We start from the raw sequence: 17728 nt of genomic DNA on the forward strand, positions 1-17728 counted from the left end.
GTGAACGCCATGCTGCAACGCCTGTCGCTCGGCATGCTGCTGCTGTGCGCCTTCAGCGCCGCGGCGGCCTGCGAGTGGCCGGGCTGGCAACAGTACAAGCAGTTCTACATCAGCCCGCAGGGGCGGGTGATCGATCCGAGCAGCCCGAACAAAATCACCACCTCCGAGGGGCAGAGCTACGGCCTGTTCTTCGCCCTGGTGGCCAACGACCGGCCGACCTTCGATCTGCTGCTGGCCTGGACGGAGAACAATCTGGCGGCGGGCGATCTCAGCGCCCGTTTGCCCGCCTGGCTGTGGGGCGAGAGCGACGACAAACAGTGGAAGGTGCTGGACGCCAACTCGGCGTCGGACGCCGATCTGTGGATCGCCTACAACCTGCTCGAAGCCGGCCGCCTGTGGAAAAGCCGGCGCTATCAAACCCTGGGGACGCTGCTGCTGCAACGCATCGGCCGCGAGGAGGTGGCCGACATTCCCGGCCTGGGCCTGATGCTGCTGCCGGGCAAAGTCGGGTTCGTGACGGACGATCGCTGGCGGCTGAATCCCAGCTACCTGCCGCCGCAGCTGTTGGCACGTTTTGCGGCGCTGAACGGCCCGTGGCGCGCGATGCGCCAGGTCAATCAACGGCTGTGGCTGGACACCGCGCCGCACGGTTTCTCGCCGGACTGGGTGGTGTGGCGGGTCGGCGCCGGCTGGCAGCCGGATCCCGTCAAGCCGAACGTCGGCAGCTACGACGCCATTCGGGTTTATCTGTGGGCCGGCATGCTGGCGGACGACGATGAATACAAGGCGGCGCTGCTCGAACGTTTTCAGCCGATGGCGCAGCTCACCGCCAAACAGGGCGTGCCGCCGGAGAAAACCGATACCGCCAGCGGCAAAACCACCGGCGGCGGCCCGGTCGGCTTTTCCGCCTCGATGTTGCCGATGTTGGCGACGCAGGCTGAGGCGCTGGCGACACAGCGGCAACGCATCAGCGAACATCCGCCGGGGGACGACGCCTATTTCAGCGCCTCGCTGACGCTGTTCGGCCAGGGGTGGGATCAACAACGTTATCGCTTTAATCGTCAGGGTGAATTGCAACCCTCGTGGGACGGCCAATGCACAACTTCAAAATAAACTGGCTGAATTTGATTCCGCTGAGCCTGGCGATGCTGCCGCAGGCGCGCGCTGCGGAAGCCGTGGCCCCGGAGCAGTGGCTGCTGGAACAGGTGCGCATTGGCGAGGCCGGTAACAAGGACGATCTGGTGCGCCAGTCGCTGTACCGGCTAGAGTTGATGGATCCGAACAACCCGGACGTGATCGCCGCGCGCATGCGTTTGGCGCTGCGGCAGGGCAATATGGCGCTGGCGCAGCAGCAGTTGGACAAGCTGAAAACCCTCGCGCCGCAGTCCAGCGCCTATCGCCAGGCGCAAATGAACATGCTGCTGACGCAGCCGGAAACCCGGCAGAAGCTGCAGCAGGCGCGCCTGATGGCGACCGCCGGCCGGTTGCAGGAGGCCAAGGCGCAGTACGATGCGCTGTTCCACGGCGAGCCGCCGACGCTCGATCTGGCGGTGGAGTACTGGCGGCTGGTGGCGCGTTTGCCGGGGCAGGAGGCGAAGGCGTTGAAGCAGCTGCAGGCGCTGGATCAGCAATATTCCGGCAACGTGGCGCTGCGCATGTCGCTGGCGCGCATGCTGTTCAGTCAGAACCAGGACGCGCAGGCCTATGAGCTGCTGCAGAAGATCGCCGCCGATCCGGCCGGGCGCGGCGATGCCGCCGATCTGTGGCTGGACAAGGTCAAAGCGATGCCGGTCAGCGCGCAAAGCGTGGCGGCGCTCAACCGTTTCCTCGGCGTGTTCGATACCGGCGATCAGGCGACCAGCGCCCGCGAAGAGCTGGCCAGACAGCAGAAACTGTTGGCCGATCCGGCGTATCAGGCGCGGGTGCGCGGCCTGGCGCAGGTGGATAAAGGCGGCAGCCGGGCGGCCATTCCGGCGTTGCAAAAGGCGCTGGCGGCGACGCCGAACGACGCCGAGGTGCTGGGCGCGCTCGGCCAGGCCTATTCGCGCGCCGGCAACCGCCCGCAGGCGTTGAAGCTGTTCCGCCAGGCGCTTGCCGCCGACACGAACGGCTACGACAGCGGCAAGTGGCAAAGCCTGATCAAGAGCACCAGTTACTGGCTGGCGATAGACGAAGGCGACAAGGCGCTGAAGGCCGGCAATCTCGCGCTGGCCAGGCAGAAATACCAGCAGGCGCGCCAACTCGACGACCGCGACGGCGACGCGTTCATCGGCCTGGGCGATGTGGCGGTGGCGAGCAAAGATGACGCCGCAGCGGAAGGGTTTTATCGGCAGGCGCTGCGGCGCGATCCCGGTAACGGCAGCGCGCTGCGCGGCCTGGTGAATATCTATCAACGGCAGTCGCCGGAAAAAGCGTTGGCCTACCTTAATGGGCTGCCAGGCAGCCAGCAGGCCAAACTGCGCAGCACCCTCGACGGACTGCGGCTCGATATGCTGAAACAGCAGGCGGAGGCATTGGCGGCGCAACAGCAGTGGCGGCAGGCGGCGGAAATCTATCGCCGCGCCCAGCCGATGGATCCCGACGACGTCTGGCTGACCTACCGCTACGCCCAGGCGCTGCGCCAGGCCGGGCAGCCGCAGCAGGCGGATGCCTTATTCCGACAGTTGGCGCAGCGTCAGCGTACCAATCCGCAGTTGGTCTACGCCTATGCGCTCTACCTTTCCGGTAGCGATCGCGACGATCAGGCGCTGGCGCAGCTCAATACGCTGCCTGCTGCGCAGTGGAACGACAACATGCGCGAGCTGGCGCAGCGGCTGAAAATGCAGGCGGTGATCGATCATGCCGAACGGCTGCGGGCGGCCGGTGACGAACCGGCGGCGGAAGCCTATCTGCGCCGGCAGCCGGCGGACACGCGCATCGATTTGCTGCTGGCCGACTGGGCGCTGGCGCGCGGGGAGTATGCGGCGGCGCTGGACGACTATCAGCGGGTGAAACGGCGTGAACCGAATAACCCGGATGCGCAACTGGGCGAGATTGAAGCCTATGTGGCGCAGGGGGATCTGGACGCGGCGCGCCAGCGGCTGAAAACCGAACCGCAGCCGCAAGACGCTTCGCTCAACAGCCAACGGCGGGTCGCCAACGCCTGGGGCGCGGTCGGCGATCCGCAGCAGGCCGAAGCTATCTTCGGTCGGCTGAAAACGGCGGCGGCCGCGGAGCCCGTGGGGCAGACCAAGGCGCTGATCTACCGCGACGCCGCCCGTCTGGAACGGGCGCAGCGGCAGCCGGAGCGGGCGCAGCAGGATTACCGCCAGGCGATGGTGGCCGGCGGCATCACGCCGACGCTGCCGCAGGACAATGACACCTACACCTCTCTGACGCGCAATAACCCGGGCGACGACTGGCTGAAACGCGGCATCCGTTCCGAGGCCGCGGATCTGTACCGGCAGCAAGACGTGAACGTCACGCTCGATCACGATTACTGGCGCTCGAGCGGCACCGGCGGTATTTCCGACTTCAATGCGCATGACACCATGCTGCAGGTGGACATGCCGCTGTATGACGGGCGCGCCTTTTTGCGCACCGACACCGTGCAGCTGGACGCCGGCCGCTTCTCGACCGACGGCAGCGGCAAATACTACGAGACCTTCGGCACCTGCAATACGCAAGGGTGCCGCGGCGATGAACATCAGAAATCCACCGGCACCAGCGTGGCGGCCGGCTGGAAAAACGATCGTTGGGCCGCCGATATCGGTACGACGCCGATGGGCTTCGAGGTGGTCGACTGGACCGGCGGGCTGGCCTACAGCGGCGACTGGAACCACATCGGCTGGACGCTGGCAGCCTCGCGGCGGCCTATCTCCAGCTCGCTGCTGGCGTTCGGCGGCGCCAAGGATCCGAACACCGGCATCACCTGGGGCGGCGTGCGCGCTACCGGCGTCAGCCTGAGCGCCAGCTACGATCGCGGCGAGGCGAACGGCGTGTGGGCCGATCTCAGTGCGCACCAGATTACCGGCAAGAACGTGGCGGATAACCAGCGGCAGCGGTTGATGGCCGGCTACTACTACAAGCTGATCAACGAAGACAATCGCCGCCTGAGCGTCGGGCTCAATACCATGCTGTGGCACTACCAGAAGGATTTGAGCGGCTATTCGCTGGGGCAGGGCGGCTATTACAGCCCGCAGCAATATCTGTCGCTGTCGCTGCCGGTCAACTATCGCCAGCGCACCGAGAACTGGTCGTGGGAGCTGGGCGGTTCGGTTTCGCTGTCCCATTCGAAAACCGACAGCCAGCGCCGCTATCCGCTGCAGGGGCTGATCCCGGATTCGCTGCCCGATAAGTTCGCCGTTGAGGACGGCAGCTCCTCGAGCGGCGTCGGTTATACGCTGCGGGCGATCGTCGAACGCCGTCTCAGTTCGCACTGGACGCTCGGCGCCGGTATCGACATTCAACAGGCGAAGGACTATACGCCGAGCCACGCGTTGATTTATCTGCGCTATTCCCTGGCCGGCTGGCAGGGGGATCTCGATTTGCCGCCGCAGCCGCTGACGCCTTACGCCGACTTCAAGTAGCCGGGAGGGGAAAGATTCGGAGTGTCGGACACCGGGGAGTTTTGTTACCCTGTGTCCGGGTCGCGTTTGTTCGCTTTAGGAAAAGACTGAAACCCGCGATTTTCTTGGTTTTGCCTGCGGCATAGCCAGATAAAAACAGCCGATGATCGAGTATAATCAGCCCGGTTCGAGGGGGCGGGTGAGAGTCAGCCCCCTTTTTTGTTTCAGCCCGATTTCACGGAGAGCAGGTTTGCGGGTCAGGCGTTCGTTAACGATTAAGCAGATGGCGACGGTGTCCGGCGTGGCGCTGGTCACGATCTGCATCTTTATCGTGATCCAGTTATTCCACTTTGTGCAGCAGCGCAGGGATGACTACGCCCAGCAACTGGAGAATATCGCTCAATCCGTGCGCCAGCCGCTGGCGGAAGCGGTGCTGCGCATGGACGTGCCGGAAGCCAAAAAGGTGCTGAACACGCTGTTGCCGGTCGGCATTCTCAGCCGGGCGGATATCGTCTTGCCGAACGAATTTCAGGCGCTGCACGCCAATTTCCCGCCGGAGCGGCCGGTGCCGACGCTGATCGCCCGGCTGTTTGAGCTGCCGATCCAAATTTCCGTGCCGCTCTATTCGCTGGAGCGGGTGCCGGCCAACCAGCAGCCGCTGGCCTATCTGGTGCTGCAGGCCGATTCGTTCCGCATGTACCAGTTTATCCGCAGCATTTTGTCGACCATGCTGTCGACCTACCTGCTGTTGGCGCTGATCCTGTCGGTGGCCATCACCTGGTGCATGAACCGGTTGATGGTGCATCCGCTGCGCGCGATGGCCAAAGAGCTGGAAAACATCTCGCAGGACGAAGCGCCCTACCACCAACTGATGCTGCCGACGCTGCACCAGGACGACGAGCTCGGCCTGCTGGTGCGCAACTACAACCGCAATCAACAGACGCTGGCCAAGGCGCATGCCGACATGAGCCGCCTGAGCACCCGCCATCCGGTGACCGAACTGCCGAATCCGGCATTGCTGAACGCGTTGCTGGAACAGCATATCGCCTCCAGCCTGCGCCCCGAGCGTTTTAACCTGCTGGTGATCGGCATCGAGACGCTGCATGAAGCCTCGGGCGTGATGAGCCCGGCGATGCGTGAAGCGCTGCTGTTGGCGCTGGCGAAGAAGCTGCGCGGCTGCATCGACGAAAACGGCGTTCTGGCGCAGCTGAGCAATACCGAATTCGCCATCCTGGCCAAGGGGACCGAGCGGCCGTTCCACGCCATGCAGCTGGCGCGACGCATCATGGCGGAGATCAACGCGCCCTTGACCCTGGAAGGTCTGGCGCTGCGGCCCAACGCCAGCATCGGCATCGCGCACTACCTCAATCAGGGGGAAAGTGCGGAACAGCTGCTGCGCAGCGCCACCTCGGCGATGATGTCCGCCCACCGTGAAGGAAAAAATCAGATCCTGTTTTTCGAGCCCAGCCTGACGGAACGCACGCAGAAGCGGCTGACGCAGGAGAGCGAGATTTTGCACGGCATCGAGCAGCGGCATTTTACGCTGTTCCTGCAGCCGCAGATCGACATGCAGTCCAACGAGGTGATCGGCGCCGAAGCGCTGCTGCGTTGGCAGCAGTATGACGGCAGCTATACCCTGCCGGCCGACGTTATCCCGCTCGCGGAAGAGCTGGGCGTGATCGTGCCTCTCGGCAACTGGGTGCTGGAAGAGTCCTGCCGCATCCTGGCGGACTGGCAGCAACGCGGCATTGCGCTGCCGCTGGCGGTCAACGTTTCCGGTATACAGATGCAGCATGAGGCGTTCGTCCCGCATCTGAAAAACCTGCTGGCGCAGTATCGGATAGACCCGCGCAAGCTGCTGCTGGAGATCACCGAGACGGTGCGCATCGACGATCTCGACCGCGCGCTGGCGCTGCTGCGCGAGCTGCACGATCTGGGATTGTCGATCGCGCTTGACGACTTCGGCATGGGCTACTCCAGTCTGGAATACCTGAACCGCTTGAAATCCCTGCCGATCGATTTGATTAAAATCGACCGCAGCTTCATTCAGGGGCTGCCGGCCGACGATGCGATGGTGCGCATCGTCAGTGCGATCTCCGAAGTGCTGGCGTTGCCGGTGATGGCCGAAGGCGTGGAAAACGCCGAGCAGCGCGACTGCCTGCTGCAGCACGGCATTCGCAGCGGGCAAGGATTCCTGTTCGCCCGGCCGCTGCCGCGCGTAGCGTTCGAAGCCGAGTTTTGCCGCGCGGCGCCGTAAGCGCCGCGTTTACCTTTCCGGTACTTTTCCCCGTCCGAAAATCGCTATTTCTCCTCTACCTCTTTTGCGTTAGTGCAAACAAAGCATTACGCAATTTTCAGCTTTGCGCCCCGACTGACGCGTTTCAGCTCTTAAATTCACATCAACTCCCAGGGGCGGGTGCAACAAATTATTTCCATGTTGTTAAGTGGGTGTTATTTTCCGCGCAAGCAATGAACAGGCTGGATTTTTAGACTGCTGCCTGGTGCGTGTCTTCCCCCCATAGGATGTTCATATGAAAACAACGATCTTTAAGAGCCTCTATTTTCAGGTGCTGACGGCGATCACGCTGGGTATCCTGCTTGGCCATTTCTACCCTGACCTCGGCGCCGAGATGAAACCTCTGGGCGATGGCTTCGTCAAACTGATCAAGATGATTATCGCCCCGGTGATCTTCTGCACCGTGGTGACCGGCATCGCCGGCATGGAAAGCATGAAGGCGGTGGGCCGCACCGGCGCCATCGCGCTGCTGTATTTTGAAATCGTCAGCACCATCGCGCTGATTATCGGCCTGGTGATCGTCAACCTGGTGCAACCGGGCGTCGGCATGAACGTCGATCCCGGCACGCTGGACGCCAAGGCGGTGGCAGTCTACGCCGAACAGGCGCAGCAGCAGGGCATCATTCCGTTCCTGCTGGACATCATCCCCGGCAGCGTGATCGGCGCGTTCGCCAGCGGCAACATTCTGCAGGTGCTGCTGTTCGCGGTGCTGTTCGGCTTCGCCCTGCATCGCTTGGGTGAGAAGGGGCAGCTGATCTTCAACGTGATCGACAGCTTCTCGCGGGTGATTTTCGGCATCATCAACATGATCATGCGCCTGGCGCCGCTGGGGGCCTTCGGCGCCATGGCGTTTACCATCGGTAAATACGGCGTCGGCACCCTGGTGCAACTCGGCCAGCTGATCGTGTGCTTCTATATCACCTGTATCCTGTTCGTGGTGGTGGTGCTGGGCAGCATCGCCCGCGCCAACGGCTTCAGCATTTTCAAATTCGTCAACTACATCAAAGAAGAGCTGCTGATCGTGCTGGGGACCTCGTCGTCCGAGTCCGCGCTGCCGCGCATGCTGGATAAAATGGAGAGGCTGGGCTGCAAGAAATCGGTGGTGGGCCTGGTGATCCCGACCGGGTACTCCTTCAATCTGGACGGCACCTCTATTTACCTGACCATGGCCGCGGTGTTTATCGCGCAGGCGACCAACACCCACATGGACATCATGCATCAGATTACCCTGCTGGTGGTGTTGCTGCTCTCCTCCAAAGGGGCGGCGGGCGTGACCGGCAGCGGCTTTATCGTGTTGGCCGCCACCATCTCCGCCGTCGGCCACCTGCCGTTGGCCGGCCTGGCGCTGATCCTCGGCATCGACCGCTTCATGTCGGAAGCCCGCGCGCTGACCAACCTGGTGGGCAACGGGGTGGCGACCGTGGTCGTGGCGAGGTGGTGCGGCCAACTGGATGAGAAACAGCTGAAAGCCACGCTGAACAACAAAAACGCCGGCGCGGACAAAACGCTGCCTTCCGCCTGATATTGACGGCGAATCACCGGCCGCAGCCGCGGCCGGTGAGGTTTTCCCCCTGCCTCGTAACGATTTCTTGCATTAAAAACCCCGCTATCTATTATTTTTCACTCTAATGAGTGACATCCGCAAAGGCGCGCGGTCTAACACGATGGTACACTTTCTGCTTTCCGCCCCACTGTGAAACTCAGGGCGTATTTTTATGATTCCATTGAATGGAATACACGCATTTGCATAAGAAATTGGATAGTCATTAAGTAGGGGTTCACATGCAGGGCACCAGAATTCATCTTATAGTTGGTGGGCTGCTATTGGCTGCAGCCAGTAGCAGCGTGCAGGCTGAAGCACTACAACCCGATCCTGCCTGGCAGCAGGGGGCGCTGGCCAACGGGTTTTCATGGCAAATTCTCGATACGCCGCAGCGGCCAAGCGACCGCGTGGAACTGCGGCTGATCGTCAATACCGGCTCTCTGGTGGAGTCTTCGCAACAGACCGGCTTCGCCCAGCTGTTGCCGCGGCTGGCGTTGACGCGCAGTGAAAGCTTTACCGCGCCGCAGCTGCGCGCCCTGTGGCAGCAGAGCGTGGATAACGAGCGGCCGCTGCCGCCGGCTATCATCTCGTATGATTTCACCATGTATAATCTCAGCCTGCCGAATAACCGGCCTGACCTGCTGAAAGAAGCGCTGGCCTGGCTGGCGGACACCACCGGCAAACTGGCGATCGACGAGCATACGGTGCACGCGGTGATGAACTCCACCATCAATCCGGTCGGCACGTTCCCGCCCAATACCCAAGACGTCTGGTGGCGTTACCGCCTGAAAGGCTCGACGCTGCTGGCGCACGATCCGGCGCAGCCGGCGAAACGGCCGGTCAACCTCGAACAGCTGAAGAAATTCTATCAACAGTGGTATACCCCGGATGCCATGACGCTGTTCGTTGTCGGCAAGGTCGACAGCCGCAGCCTGGGCGAGCAGATCAACAAGGCGTTCTCGCCGCTGCAGGGCAAACGTGAAACCCCGGCCCCGATGCCGACTCTGACGCCGCTGCCGCAACAGCCGGTGAGCCTGATCAGCGAGCAGGTGAAACAGGATACGCTGTCGATCATGTGGGATTCGCCGTGGCATCCGATTCGCGATTCGCAGAGCCTGCTCCGTTACTGGCGTGGCGATCTCGCCCGCGAGGCGCTGTTCTGGCATCTCCAGCAGACGCTGGAAAAAAGCGACCAGAAGAGCCTGCATCTGGGCTTTGACTGCCGCGTGCAGTACCAGCGCGGGCAGTGCGCCATCCATCTGGATACGCCGAACAACAATCTTAACGGCAGCCTGGGCTTTATCGCCCGCGAGCTGGCCAACGTGCGTGACAACGGCCTGTCGAAAGAAGAATTCGATGCGCTGCTGGCGCAGAAAAACGATCAGCTGAGCAAGCTGTTCGCGACCTACGCCCGCACCGACACCGATGTGCTGATGAGCCAGCGCCTGCGTTCGCAGCAGAGCGGGGTGGTGGATATCGCACCGGAGCTGTATCAGAAGCTGCGCCAGGAGTTCCTGTCCAGCCTGACGCTGGAGACGCTGAATCAGGCGCTGAAGCTGCAGCTTTCTCAGGAGGCGACGCTGGTGCTGATGCAGCCGAAGGGCGAGCCGGAAATGAGCATGAAGCAGCTGCAGGAAACCTATGACGGCATCATGATGCCGGCGCCGGCGGTGGTGACGGAGGAAGTCAAACCGGCCGACGCCGCGGTGGCTGCGCCGGCGACGGACGCCGGCGCGCAGTAATGCCCAGCAGGGGGCTCAGGCCCTCTCAGTTGCGGTACAGCACCTTGATGATGTGGTAACCGAACTGGGTTTTGACCGGGCCATAAGGTTTGAGCAGCGGGATGCTGAACACCGCTTTATCGAACGCCGGCACCATCGCGCCCTTGTTGAATTCGCCCAGCGAGCCGCCGTTGCGTTTTGACGGGCAGCTCGAGTATTTGCGCGCCAGCGTGTCGAAGCTGACGCCGCGCTTCAGCTTGGCCAGCAGCTCGTTGGCCAGCTTTTCATTGTCTACCAGAATGTGCAGGGCGCACGCCGTTTTTGCCATGGTATTGCCTTTGTCGATGCGAAAATTGCGCTGATTATACCCGCTAAATCTCATCGGCGCTTTCTGCTACAATTCCCTTCCACGTTTTACAGCCGAGCAAGCCAGCACCATGCGATTAAACCCCAGCCAACAACAAGCCGTCGAATTCGTTACCGGGCCCTGCCTGGTGTTGGCCGGTGCCGGTTCCGGCAAGACGCGCGTTATCACCAACAAGATAGCCCACCTGATCCACCATTGCGGCTACCAGGCGCGGCACATCGCCGCCGTGACCTTTACCAACAAGGCCGCGCGCGAGATGAAAGAGCGCGTATCGCAAACCCTGGGGCGCAAAGAAGCGCGCGGGCTGATGATTTCCACTTTCCATACCCTGGGGCTGGAGATCATCAAGCGGGAATACGTGGCGTTGGGGATGAAGTCCAACTTCTCGCTGTTCGACGATCAGGATCAGCTGGCGCTGTTGAAAGAGCTGACCGAAAAGTGGCTGGAAAGTGACAAAACGCTGGTGGCGCAGCTGATTTCGACCATTTCCAACTGGAAAAACGACCTGATCGATCCCCAGCGGGCGGCGGCGCTGGCGCGCTCGGAGCGCGACAAGCTGTTTGCCCACTGCTACGGCCTGTACCACGCCCATATGCGGGCGTGCAACGTGCTGGACTTCGACGACCTGATCCTGTTGCCGACGCTGTTGCTGCAACGCAACGAAGAGGTGCGCGAACGCTGGCAGCAGCGCATCCGCTACCTGCTGGTGGATGAGTATCAGGATACCAACACCAGCCAGTACGAGCTGGTTAAGCTGCTGGTGGGCAACCGCGCGCGCTTTACCGTGGTGGGTGACGACGACCAGTCGATCTACTCCTGGCGCGGCGCGCGGCCGCAGAACCTGGTGCTGCTGAAGGAAGATTTCCCGGCGCTGCAGGTGATCAAGCTGGAGCAAAACTACCGTTCCAGCGAGCGCATTCTGAAGGCGGCTAACATTCTGATCGCCAATAACCCGCACGTGTTTGAAAAGCGGCTGTTTTCCGAGCTGGGGTATGGCGAAGAGCTGAAGGTGGTGACCGCCAACAACGAGGATCACGAAGCCGAGCGGGTGGTGGGGGAGTTGATCGCCCACCACTTCGTGAAAAAGACCAACTACGGCGACTATGCGATCCTGTACCGCGGCAACCACCAGTCGCGGGTGTTTGAAAAGATGCTGATGCAGAACCGCATCCCGTACAAGATTTCCGGCGGCACCTCATTCTTCTCGCGCCCAGAGATCAAGGATCTGCTGGCCTACCTGCGCGTGCTGACCAACCCGGAGGACGACAGCGCCTTCCTGCGCATCGTCAATACCCCCAAGCGCGAGATCGGCCCGGCGACGCTGCAGAAGCTCGGCGAGTGGGCCAACCAGCGCAACAAGAGTTTATTCCACGCCAGTTTCGATCTGGGGCTGAGCCAGCACTTGACCGGACGCGGGCTGGAATCGTTGCAGCGTTTCACCCACTGGCTGGGCGGCATCGCCCAGCAGGCGGAGCGTGAGCCGGTGGCGGCGGTGCGCGATCTGATCCGCGGCGTGGATTATGAGAGCTGGCTGTTTGAAACCTCGACCAGCCCGAAGGCCGCCGAAATGCGAATGAAGAACGTCAATACGCTGTTCGGCTGGATGACGGAGATGCTGGAAGGCAGCGATCTGGACGAGCCGATGACGCTGACCCAGGTGGTGACGCGCTTCACCCTGCGCGACATGATGGAACGCGGTGAAAGTGAAGAAGAGCTGGATCAGGTACAGCTGATGACGCTGCACGCCTCCAAGGGGCTGGAGTTCCCTTATGTGTTCCTGGTGGGCATGGAAGAGGGCCTGCTGCCGCACCAGAGCAGCATCGATGAAGACAATGTCGATGAAGAGCGGCGTCTGGCCTATGTGGGGATCACCCGCGCGCAAAAAGAGCTGATTTTCACCCTGTGCCGCGAGCGCCGTCAGTACGGCGAGCTGGTGCGGCCGGAGCCGAGCCGCTTCCTGCTGGAGCTGCCGCAGGACGATTTGGCATGGGAAACCGAGCGCAAAGTGGTGAGCCCGCAGGAGCGGATGCAGAAAGGGCAGAGCCATCTGGCCAATATCCGCGCCCAGCTGGCCAAGGCCAAAGGCGGGAATTAAAAAGACAGGGCTAGATGACTGACAAAGGAGGAAAAAGCGTGGTTTTTCCTCCTTTGTGATTATCAGCCGAAAATCAATGAATTGATTTTCCTTATTTTTTATATGCTATCTTCTGTAAACCTGGCAATGTCATCAGGTTTGCCATTAACCTCAGGCGTGAATCGCGCCCTGGTCATTTCAACGCTGTTCTTCCAATCGCAGCGTCCAGTGGACGTAGCTCTGCCAGTGGCTTTCCTGCTCCAGCGCCTCGGCGCGCAGCGGATGCTGTTCCAGCCAACCCGGCGGCAAGATCACCGTCAGTTCATCGTCCTGATTGGCGCGCAACCGCACCGCCGGCAGCGTGTCATCGCGGCGGCGGCTGGCGAAGATGATCGCCAGGCGCAAAATGCGGCACAGACGCTGCGCAGTGCGCGGCGGCAGGGCGTTTTGCTGGTTCAACAGCGACAGGTCGAGGGGGTTGCTCTGGTTTTGCAGCAGGGTGGCCAGCAGTTTTTTCTGCGCCGGGGTAAAGCCGGGTAAGTCCAGGTGGCGGATCAGGTAGGCGGCGTGTTGCGGCGCCTGCTTGAAATCGACGCTGAGGCCGAGTTCGTGGATCAGACTGGCGCTGTGCAACAGCTCGCGACATCGCGCATCCAACTGCCACTCGTTGGCGACCTGCTGCGAGAAGTTGGCGGCGAGTTGGCTGACGCGTTCGGCCTGCTCGGTGTCGATCAGGTAGCGGCGCTGCAGGTTGCGGATGGTGCGGATGCGAATATCCTGCTCCACCGGCAGATGCAGCATGCCGTAAACCAGGCCTTCACGCAGCGCCCCGCCGGCAAGCATCATGCTCTCGATGCCCAGTTCCTGGAAGATGGCCAACAGAATGGACAGGCCGCTCGGGAACACCAGCGCGCGCTCCAGCGTCAACCCTTCGATCTCCAGCTCTTCCAGCTTGCCGCACTGAATGGCGCGCTGTTTCAGCTGGCGCAGTTTGGGCAGGGTGATGCGCTCATCCATGCCTTGCGCCACCATGATCTCCTGCAGCGCCTGTACGGTGCCGGAAGCGCCGACGCAGATCTGCCAACCTTGCTGGCGCAGCTGCGGTGCGATCGGCCGCACCATTTCGCGCGCGGCCTGTTCGGCGCGCTCGAAGTTTTCTTGCCCGAGGTTGCGATCGCTGAAGTAGCGCTCCAGCCAGGTGACGCAGCCCATCGACAGGCTATACAGCTGCGATGCCTGTGCGCCGGTGCCGGTGACCAGTTCGGTGCTGCCGCCGCCGATGTCGACGACCAGCCGCCGATCCGGCCCGCCGGTGGTGTGCGCGACGCCATGATAAATCAGCCGTGCTTCTTCTTCGCCGCTGATCACCTGTACCGGGCAGCCGAGGATTTGCTCGGCGGCCTGCAGGAACTCATCGGCGTTGGACGCCAGGCGCAGCGTGGCGGTGGCGACGACGCGGATCTGCTCGCGCGGAATGTCCTGCAGGCGTTCGGAGAACAGCCGCAGGCACTGCCAGCCGCGTTGCATGGCCTCATGCGACAGGTGATTGTTCTGATCCAGCCCGGCCGCCAGGCGCACCTTGCGCTTGATCCGCGCCAGGGTCTGAATGCTGCCGGCCACCTCGCGCACCACCAACATGTGGAAGCTGTTGGAGCCGAGATCGATGGCAGCATAAAGCGTGCTGGAACTGAGCATGGCGATCAGCTCGAGCGTTTACGGTTGTTGCGCGGCGCGCCGCCGCGACGTGGCGCGGAGTTGCGACGTGGGCCGTTGCCGCCGCGCGGGCGCGACAGGCGTTTCGGCGCCGGCAGATCGGTCAGCAGCGCATCGCTGTTGTACTTACTTACCGGAATGCTGTGGTCGATATAGGTCTCGATCGCCGGCAGGTTGAGCGCGTACTCTTCACACGCCAGGCTGATGGAGTGGCCGCTGGCGCCTGCGCGGCCGGTACGGCCGATGCGGTGCACGTAGTCTTCGCAATCGTCAGGCAGATCGTAGTTGAAGACGTGCGTGACGGCAGGAATGTGCAGACCGCGCGCGGCGACGTCGGTGGCGACCAGGATGTCGAGGTTGCCTTTAGTGAAGTCGTCAAGGATGCGCAGGCGTTTTTTTTGCGCCACGTCACCGGTCAGCAGGCCCACGCGGTGACCGTCGGCGGCCAGATGGCCCCAGATGTCTTCGCAGCGGTGCTTGGTGTTGGCGAAGATGATGGCGCGATCCGGCCACTCTTCTTCGATCAGCGTCTGCAGCAGACGCATTTTTTCTTCGTTGGACGGGTAGAACAGCTCTTCTTTAATGCGGTGGCCGGTTTTCTGTTCCGGTTCCACTTCAACATATTCGGCGTTGTTCATCTGCTCGAAGGCCAGCTCGCGTACGCGATAGGACAGGGTGGCGGAGAACAGCATGTTCAGGCGTTGATCGGCCGCAGGCATGCGGCGGAACAGCCAACGGATGTCTTTGATAAAGCCGAGATCGTACATGCGATCGGCTTCATCCAGCACGACAACCTGCATCGCGCCGAGATCGACATAGTTCTGCTTGGTGTAATCGATTAAACGGCCGGTGGTGCCAATCAGAATGTCCACGCCGCTTTCCAGCACTTTCAGCTGTTTGTCGTAGCCGTCGCCGCCGTAGGCCAGGCCCAGTTTCAGGCCGGTGCTCTGGGAGAGCGCTTCTGCGTCGGAGTGGATTTGCACCGCCAGTTCACGCGTAGGCGCCATGATCAAGGCGCGCGGCTGATTGGTCTGGCGATCCTGTTTCGCCGGGTGAGTCAGCAAATAGTGAAAAGTAGACGCCAAAAACGCCAGCGTCTTTCCGGTACCGGTTTGCGCCTGACCTGCAACGTCACGCCCGGAGAGCGTGAGCGGCAATGCTAACGCCTGGATGGGCGTGCAATTGTGAAACCCTTTTTTCTCAAGGGCTTCAAGGACTAACGGGTGCAGGGCGAAGTCGGAAAACTTCTGTTCAGTCAAGTGTGTTTTGCTCATAGTGTGGTAGAATATCAGCTAACTATTGCTTTACGAAAGCACATCCGTTGAAATAAACGCGGTGCAATAAAATCACCTTGAGTTGGTTAATGCTACACCAACAAGGTAGACATAATCCTGTGGAGTAGAACATGAGCGATAAAATTATTCACCTGACTGACAGCAGCTTCGACGCTGACGTGCTGAAAGCGGAAGGGCCGATCCTGGTCGATTTCTGGGCTGAATGGTGTGGGCCGTGCAAGATGATTGCTCCGATTCTGGATGAGATTGCCGAAGAGTTCGAAGGCAAACTGACCATCACCAAGCTGAATATCGATCAGAACCCGGCTACCGCGCCCAAGTACGGTATCCGTGGCATCCCTACGCTGTTGCTGTTCAAGAACGGTGAAGTGGCCGCGACCAAGGTTGGCGCGTTGTCCAAAGGTCAGCTCAAAGATTTCCTGAACGCGAATCTGTAATCGGGCGGGAAGCCCAGTATCAGGCGCCTGGCGGTGATGTTCAATTCACCGCTAGACGCCTGCCAAGAAGCGTGTTAAGTTTAACCACACTGCATATAGAACTTGCCCGAAGTTTTAAATCTAAAGAGTTTGAATCTAAAGCTATACTCTGTGTCGAATCACTGGCGTTGAAAGTAAACTGAACTCAGCCCGTGTTTTGGCAATCAAACGGTTTTGCAAAAATCATTTTTAAGGTACCTTCGATCTTCAACCGTCAATGCGTGCGCCCGATGTAAGCCATTTCTTACCGCGACGGCTCTGCGCCCGGTGATCGAACGTCCAGTAAACAGGCACGCATCTCGCTGCCATACCATTCACGATACAAGTTCGAGACATACCCCGAGTTTAAGAACCCACCACTATGAATCTTACCGAATTAAAGAATACGCCGGTTTCTGAGCTGATTACTCTCGGCGAAAATATGGGGCTGGAAAACCTTGCCCGCATGCGCAAGCAGGACATTATCTTCTCCATTCTGAAGCAACATGCGAAAAGCGGAGAAGATATCTTCGGCGACGGCGTGCTCGAGATATTGCAGGATGGATTCGGTTTCCTCCGCTCTGGAGACAGTTCCTACCTCGCCGGTCCCGACGACATCTACGTATCCCCTAGCCAAATCCGCCGCTTCAACCTCCGCACAGGTGACACCATTTCCGGTAAGATTCGCCCGCCAAAAGAAGGCGAGCGCTATTTTGCCCTGTTGAAAGTCAACGAAGTCAACTACGACAAGCCGGAAAACGCCCGCAGCAAGATCCTGTTCGAGAACCTGACGCCGTTGCACGCCAATTCCCGTCTGCGGATGGAGCGCGGCAATGGTTCGACCGAAGACCTGACGGCGCGCGTACTGGATCTGGCGGCACCGATTGGCCGTGGCCAGCGCGGCCTGATCGTGGCGCCGCCGAAAGCCGGTAAAACCATGCTGCTGCAGAACATTGCGCAGAGCATCGCCTACAATCACCCAGACTGCGTGCTGATGGTGCTGCTGATCGACGAACGTCCGGAAGAAGTGACCGAGATGCAGCGTCTGGTGAAAGGCGAAGTGATCGCATCGACCTTCGACGAACCGGCTTCGCGCCACGTGCAAGTGGCCGAAATGGTGATCGAGAAGGCCAAGCGTCTGGTTGAGCACAAGAAAGACGTGATCATTCTGCTCGACTCCATCACCCGTCTGGCGCGTGCCTACAACACCGTGGTACCGGCTTCCGGCAAGGTGCTGACCGGTGGTGTGGACGCCAACGCCCTGCATCGTCCGAAGCGTTTCTTCGGTGCGGCACGTAACGTGGAAGAGGGCGGCAGCCTGACCATCATCGCGACCGCGCTGGTTGATACCGGTTCGAAGATGGACGAAGTGATCTACGAAGAATTCAAAGGTACCGGCAACATGGAATTGCACCTGGCGCGTAAAATCGCCGAGAAGCGCGTATTCCCTGCGATCGATTACAACCGCTCCGGTACCCGTAAAGAAGAGCTGCTCACCACTTCCGAAGAGCTGCAAAAAATGTGGATCCTGCGCAAAATCATTCACCCGATGGGTGAGATTGACGCGATGGAGTTCCTCATTAATAAGTTGGCGATGACTAAAACCAACGATGAATTCTTCGATATGATGAAACGCTCATAATTCGTTAAAAAATTCGCTGAACGCCACGCCTAGTCGTGGCGTTTTTCGCTTTTGGCGGATACGATAAGTAGCAGT

11 protein-coding genes are annotated in these 17728 nt (G+C 60.8%); 8 read left to right on the forward strand and 3 right to left on the reverse strand.

Going from position 1 to position 17728, the window contains the following annotated elements; all coding sequences use genetic code 11:
• From bcsZ to SSARUM2_RS00485, 5 genes are all read left to right on the forward strand, one after another.
• On the forward strand, positions 1-1113 hold the full coding sequence (gene bcsZ, locus SSARUM2_RS00465) for a cellulose synthase complex periplasmic endoglucanase BcsZ (protein ID WP_039568333.1): 1113 nt from the start codon (positions 1-3) through the stop codon (positions 1111-1113).
• On the forward strand, positions 1095-4568 hold the full coding sequence (gene bcsC, locus SSARUM2_RS00470; protein WP_060453007.1) for a cellulose synthase complex outer membrane protein BcsC: 3474 nt from the start codon (positions 1095-1097) through the stop codon (positions 4566-4568). Before bcsZ ends, bcsC begins: the two co-directional genes overlap by 19 nt.
• Positions 4569-4797: 229 nt before the next feature.
• On the forward strand, positions 4798-6804 hold the full coding sequence (gene hmsP, locus SSARUM2_RS00475; RefSeq protein ID WP_049301567.1) for a biofilm formation regulator HmsP: 2007 nt from the start codon (positions 4798-4800) through the stop codon (positions 6802-6804).
• A 274-nt stretch (positions 6805-7078) separates the two neighbouring features.
• Positions 7079-8365: a dicarboxylate/amino acid:cation symporter gene (locus tag SSARUM2_RS00480; RefSeq protein WP_041037232.1), complete on the forward strand. Its 1287-nt coding sequence runs from the start codon at positions 7079-7081 to the stop codon at positions 8363-8365.
• Positions 8366-8625: 260 nt separating this feature from the next.
• Positions 8626-10128 carry a pitrilysin family protein gene (locus tag SSARUM2_RS00485; protein WP_041037230.1) on the forward strand — a complete coding sequence of 501 codons (1503 nt, stop codon included), beginning with the start codon at positions 8626-8628 and terminating at the stop codon, positions 10126-10128.
• 25 nt (positions 10129-10153) lie between these two features.
• On the opposite strand, the gene ppiC is transcribed toward SSARUM2_RS00485, so the two are convergent.
• Positions 10154-10435 (reverse strand): peptidylprolyl isomerase PpiC, encoded by a 282-nt coding sequence (gene ppiC / locus SSARUM2_RS00490; RefSeq protein ID WP_004934175.1) that lies wholly within the window; start codon positions 10433-10435, stop codon positions 10154-10156.
• A gap of 109 nt (positions 10436-10544) precedes the next feature.
• On the opposite strand from ppiC, the gene rep reads away from it, so the two are divergent.
• A complete protein-coding gene (rep, locus tag SSARUM2_RS00495; RefSeq protein ID WP_033654001.1) occupies positions 10545-12569 on the forward strand; it encodes a DNA helicase Rep in 2025 nt (674 codons plus the stop codon).
• A 177-nt stretch (positions 12570-12746) separates the two neighbouring features.
• On the opposite strand, the gene ppx is transcribed toward rep, so the two are convergent.
• Both ppx and rhlB read right to left on the reverse strand, forming a co-directional pair.
• Positions 12747-14243 carry an exopolyphosphatase gene (gene ppx / locus SSARUM2_RS00500; protein ID WP_033636627.1) on the reverse strand — a complete coding sequence of 499 codons (1497 nt, stop codon included), beginning with the start codon at positions 14241-14243 and terminating at the stop codon, positions 12747-12749.
• A 5-nt stretch (positions 14244-14248) separates the two neighbouring features.
• Entirely contained in the window at positions 14249-15535 is a 1287-nt protein-coding gene (gene rhlB, locus SSARUM2_RS00505) for an ATP-dependent RNA helicase RhlB (RefSeq protein WP_004934183.1), read from the reverse strand.
• 131 nt (positions 15536-15666) lie between these two features.
• On the opposite strand from rhlB, the gene trxA reads away from it, so the two are divergent.
• Together trxA and rho are read left to right on the forward strand one after the other, a co-directional pair.
• Entirely contained in the window at positions 15667-15993 is a 327-nt protein-coding gene (gene trxA, locus SSARUM2_RS00510; protein WP_033636629.1) for a thioredoxin TrxA, read from the forward strand.
• Between the two features lie 400 nt (positions 15994-16393).
• A complete protein-coding gene (rho, locus tag SSARUM2_RS00515; protein WP_004934188.1) occupies positions 16394-17653 on the forward strand; it encodes a transcription termination factor Rho in 1260 nt (419 codons plus the stop codon).
• Positions 17654-17728 lie beyond the last annotated feature (75 nt).

Origin of the sequence: Serratia sp. K-E0102 (assembly GCF_029962625.1) — a bacterium.
GTDB lineage: Bacteria > Pseudomonadota > Gammaproteobacteria > Enterobacterales > Enterobacteriaceae > Serratia > Serratia sarumanii.

What these genes read in the sequence shown, in the direction of transcription:
- rho (WP_004934188.1), top strand. Translation starts at nt 16,394, where the DNA reads ATGAATCTTACCGAATTAAAGAATACGCCGGTTTCTGAGCTGATTACT.
- SSARUM2_RS00485 (WP_041037230.1), top strand. Translation starts at nt 8,626, where the DNA reads ATGCAGGGCACCAGAATTCATCTTATAGTTGGTGGGCTGCTATTGGCT.
- bcsC (WP_060453007.1), top strand. Translation starts at nt 1,095, where the DNA reads ATGCACAACTTCAAAATAAACTGGCTGAATTTGATTCCGCTGAGCCTG.
- ppx (WP_033636627.1), bottom strand. Translation starts at nt 14,243, where the DNA reads ATGCTCAGTTCCAGCACGCTTTATGCTGCCATCGATCTCGGCTCCAAC.
- rep (WP_033654001.1), top strand. Translation starts at nt 10,545, where the DNA reads ATGCGATTAAACCCCAGCCAACAACAAGCCGTCGAATTCGTTACCGGG.
- ppiC (WP_004934175.1), bottom strand. Translation starts at nt 10,435, where the DNA reads ATGGCAAAAACGGCGTGCGCCCTGCACATTCTGGTAGACAATGAAAAG.
- rhlB (WP_004934183.1), bottom strand. Translation starts at nt 15,535, where the DNA reads ATGAGCAAAACACACTTGACTGAACAGAAGTTTTCCGACTTCGCCCTG.
- SSARUM2_RS00480 (WP_041037232.1), top strand. Translation starts at nt 7,079, where the DNA reads ATGAAAACAACGATCTTTAAGAGCCTCTATTTTCAGGTGCTGACGGCG.
- trxA (WP_033636629.1), top strand. Translation starts at nt 15,667, where the DNA reads ATGAGCGATAAAATTATTCACCTGACTGACAGCAGCTTCGACGCTGAC.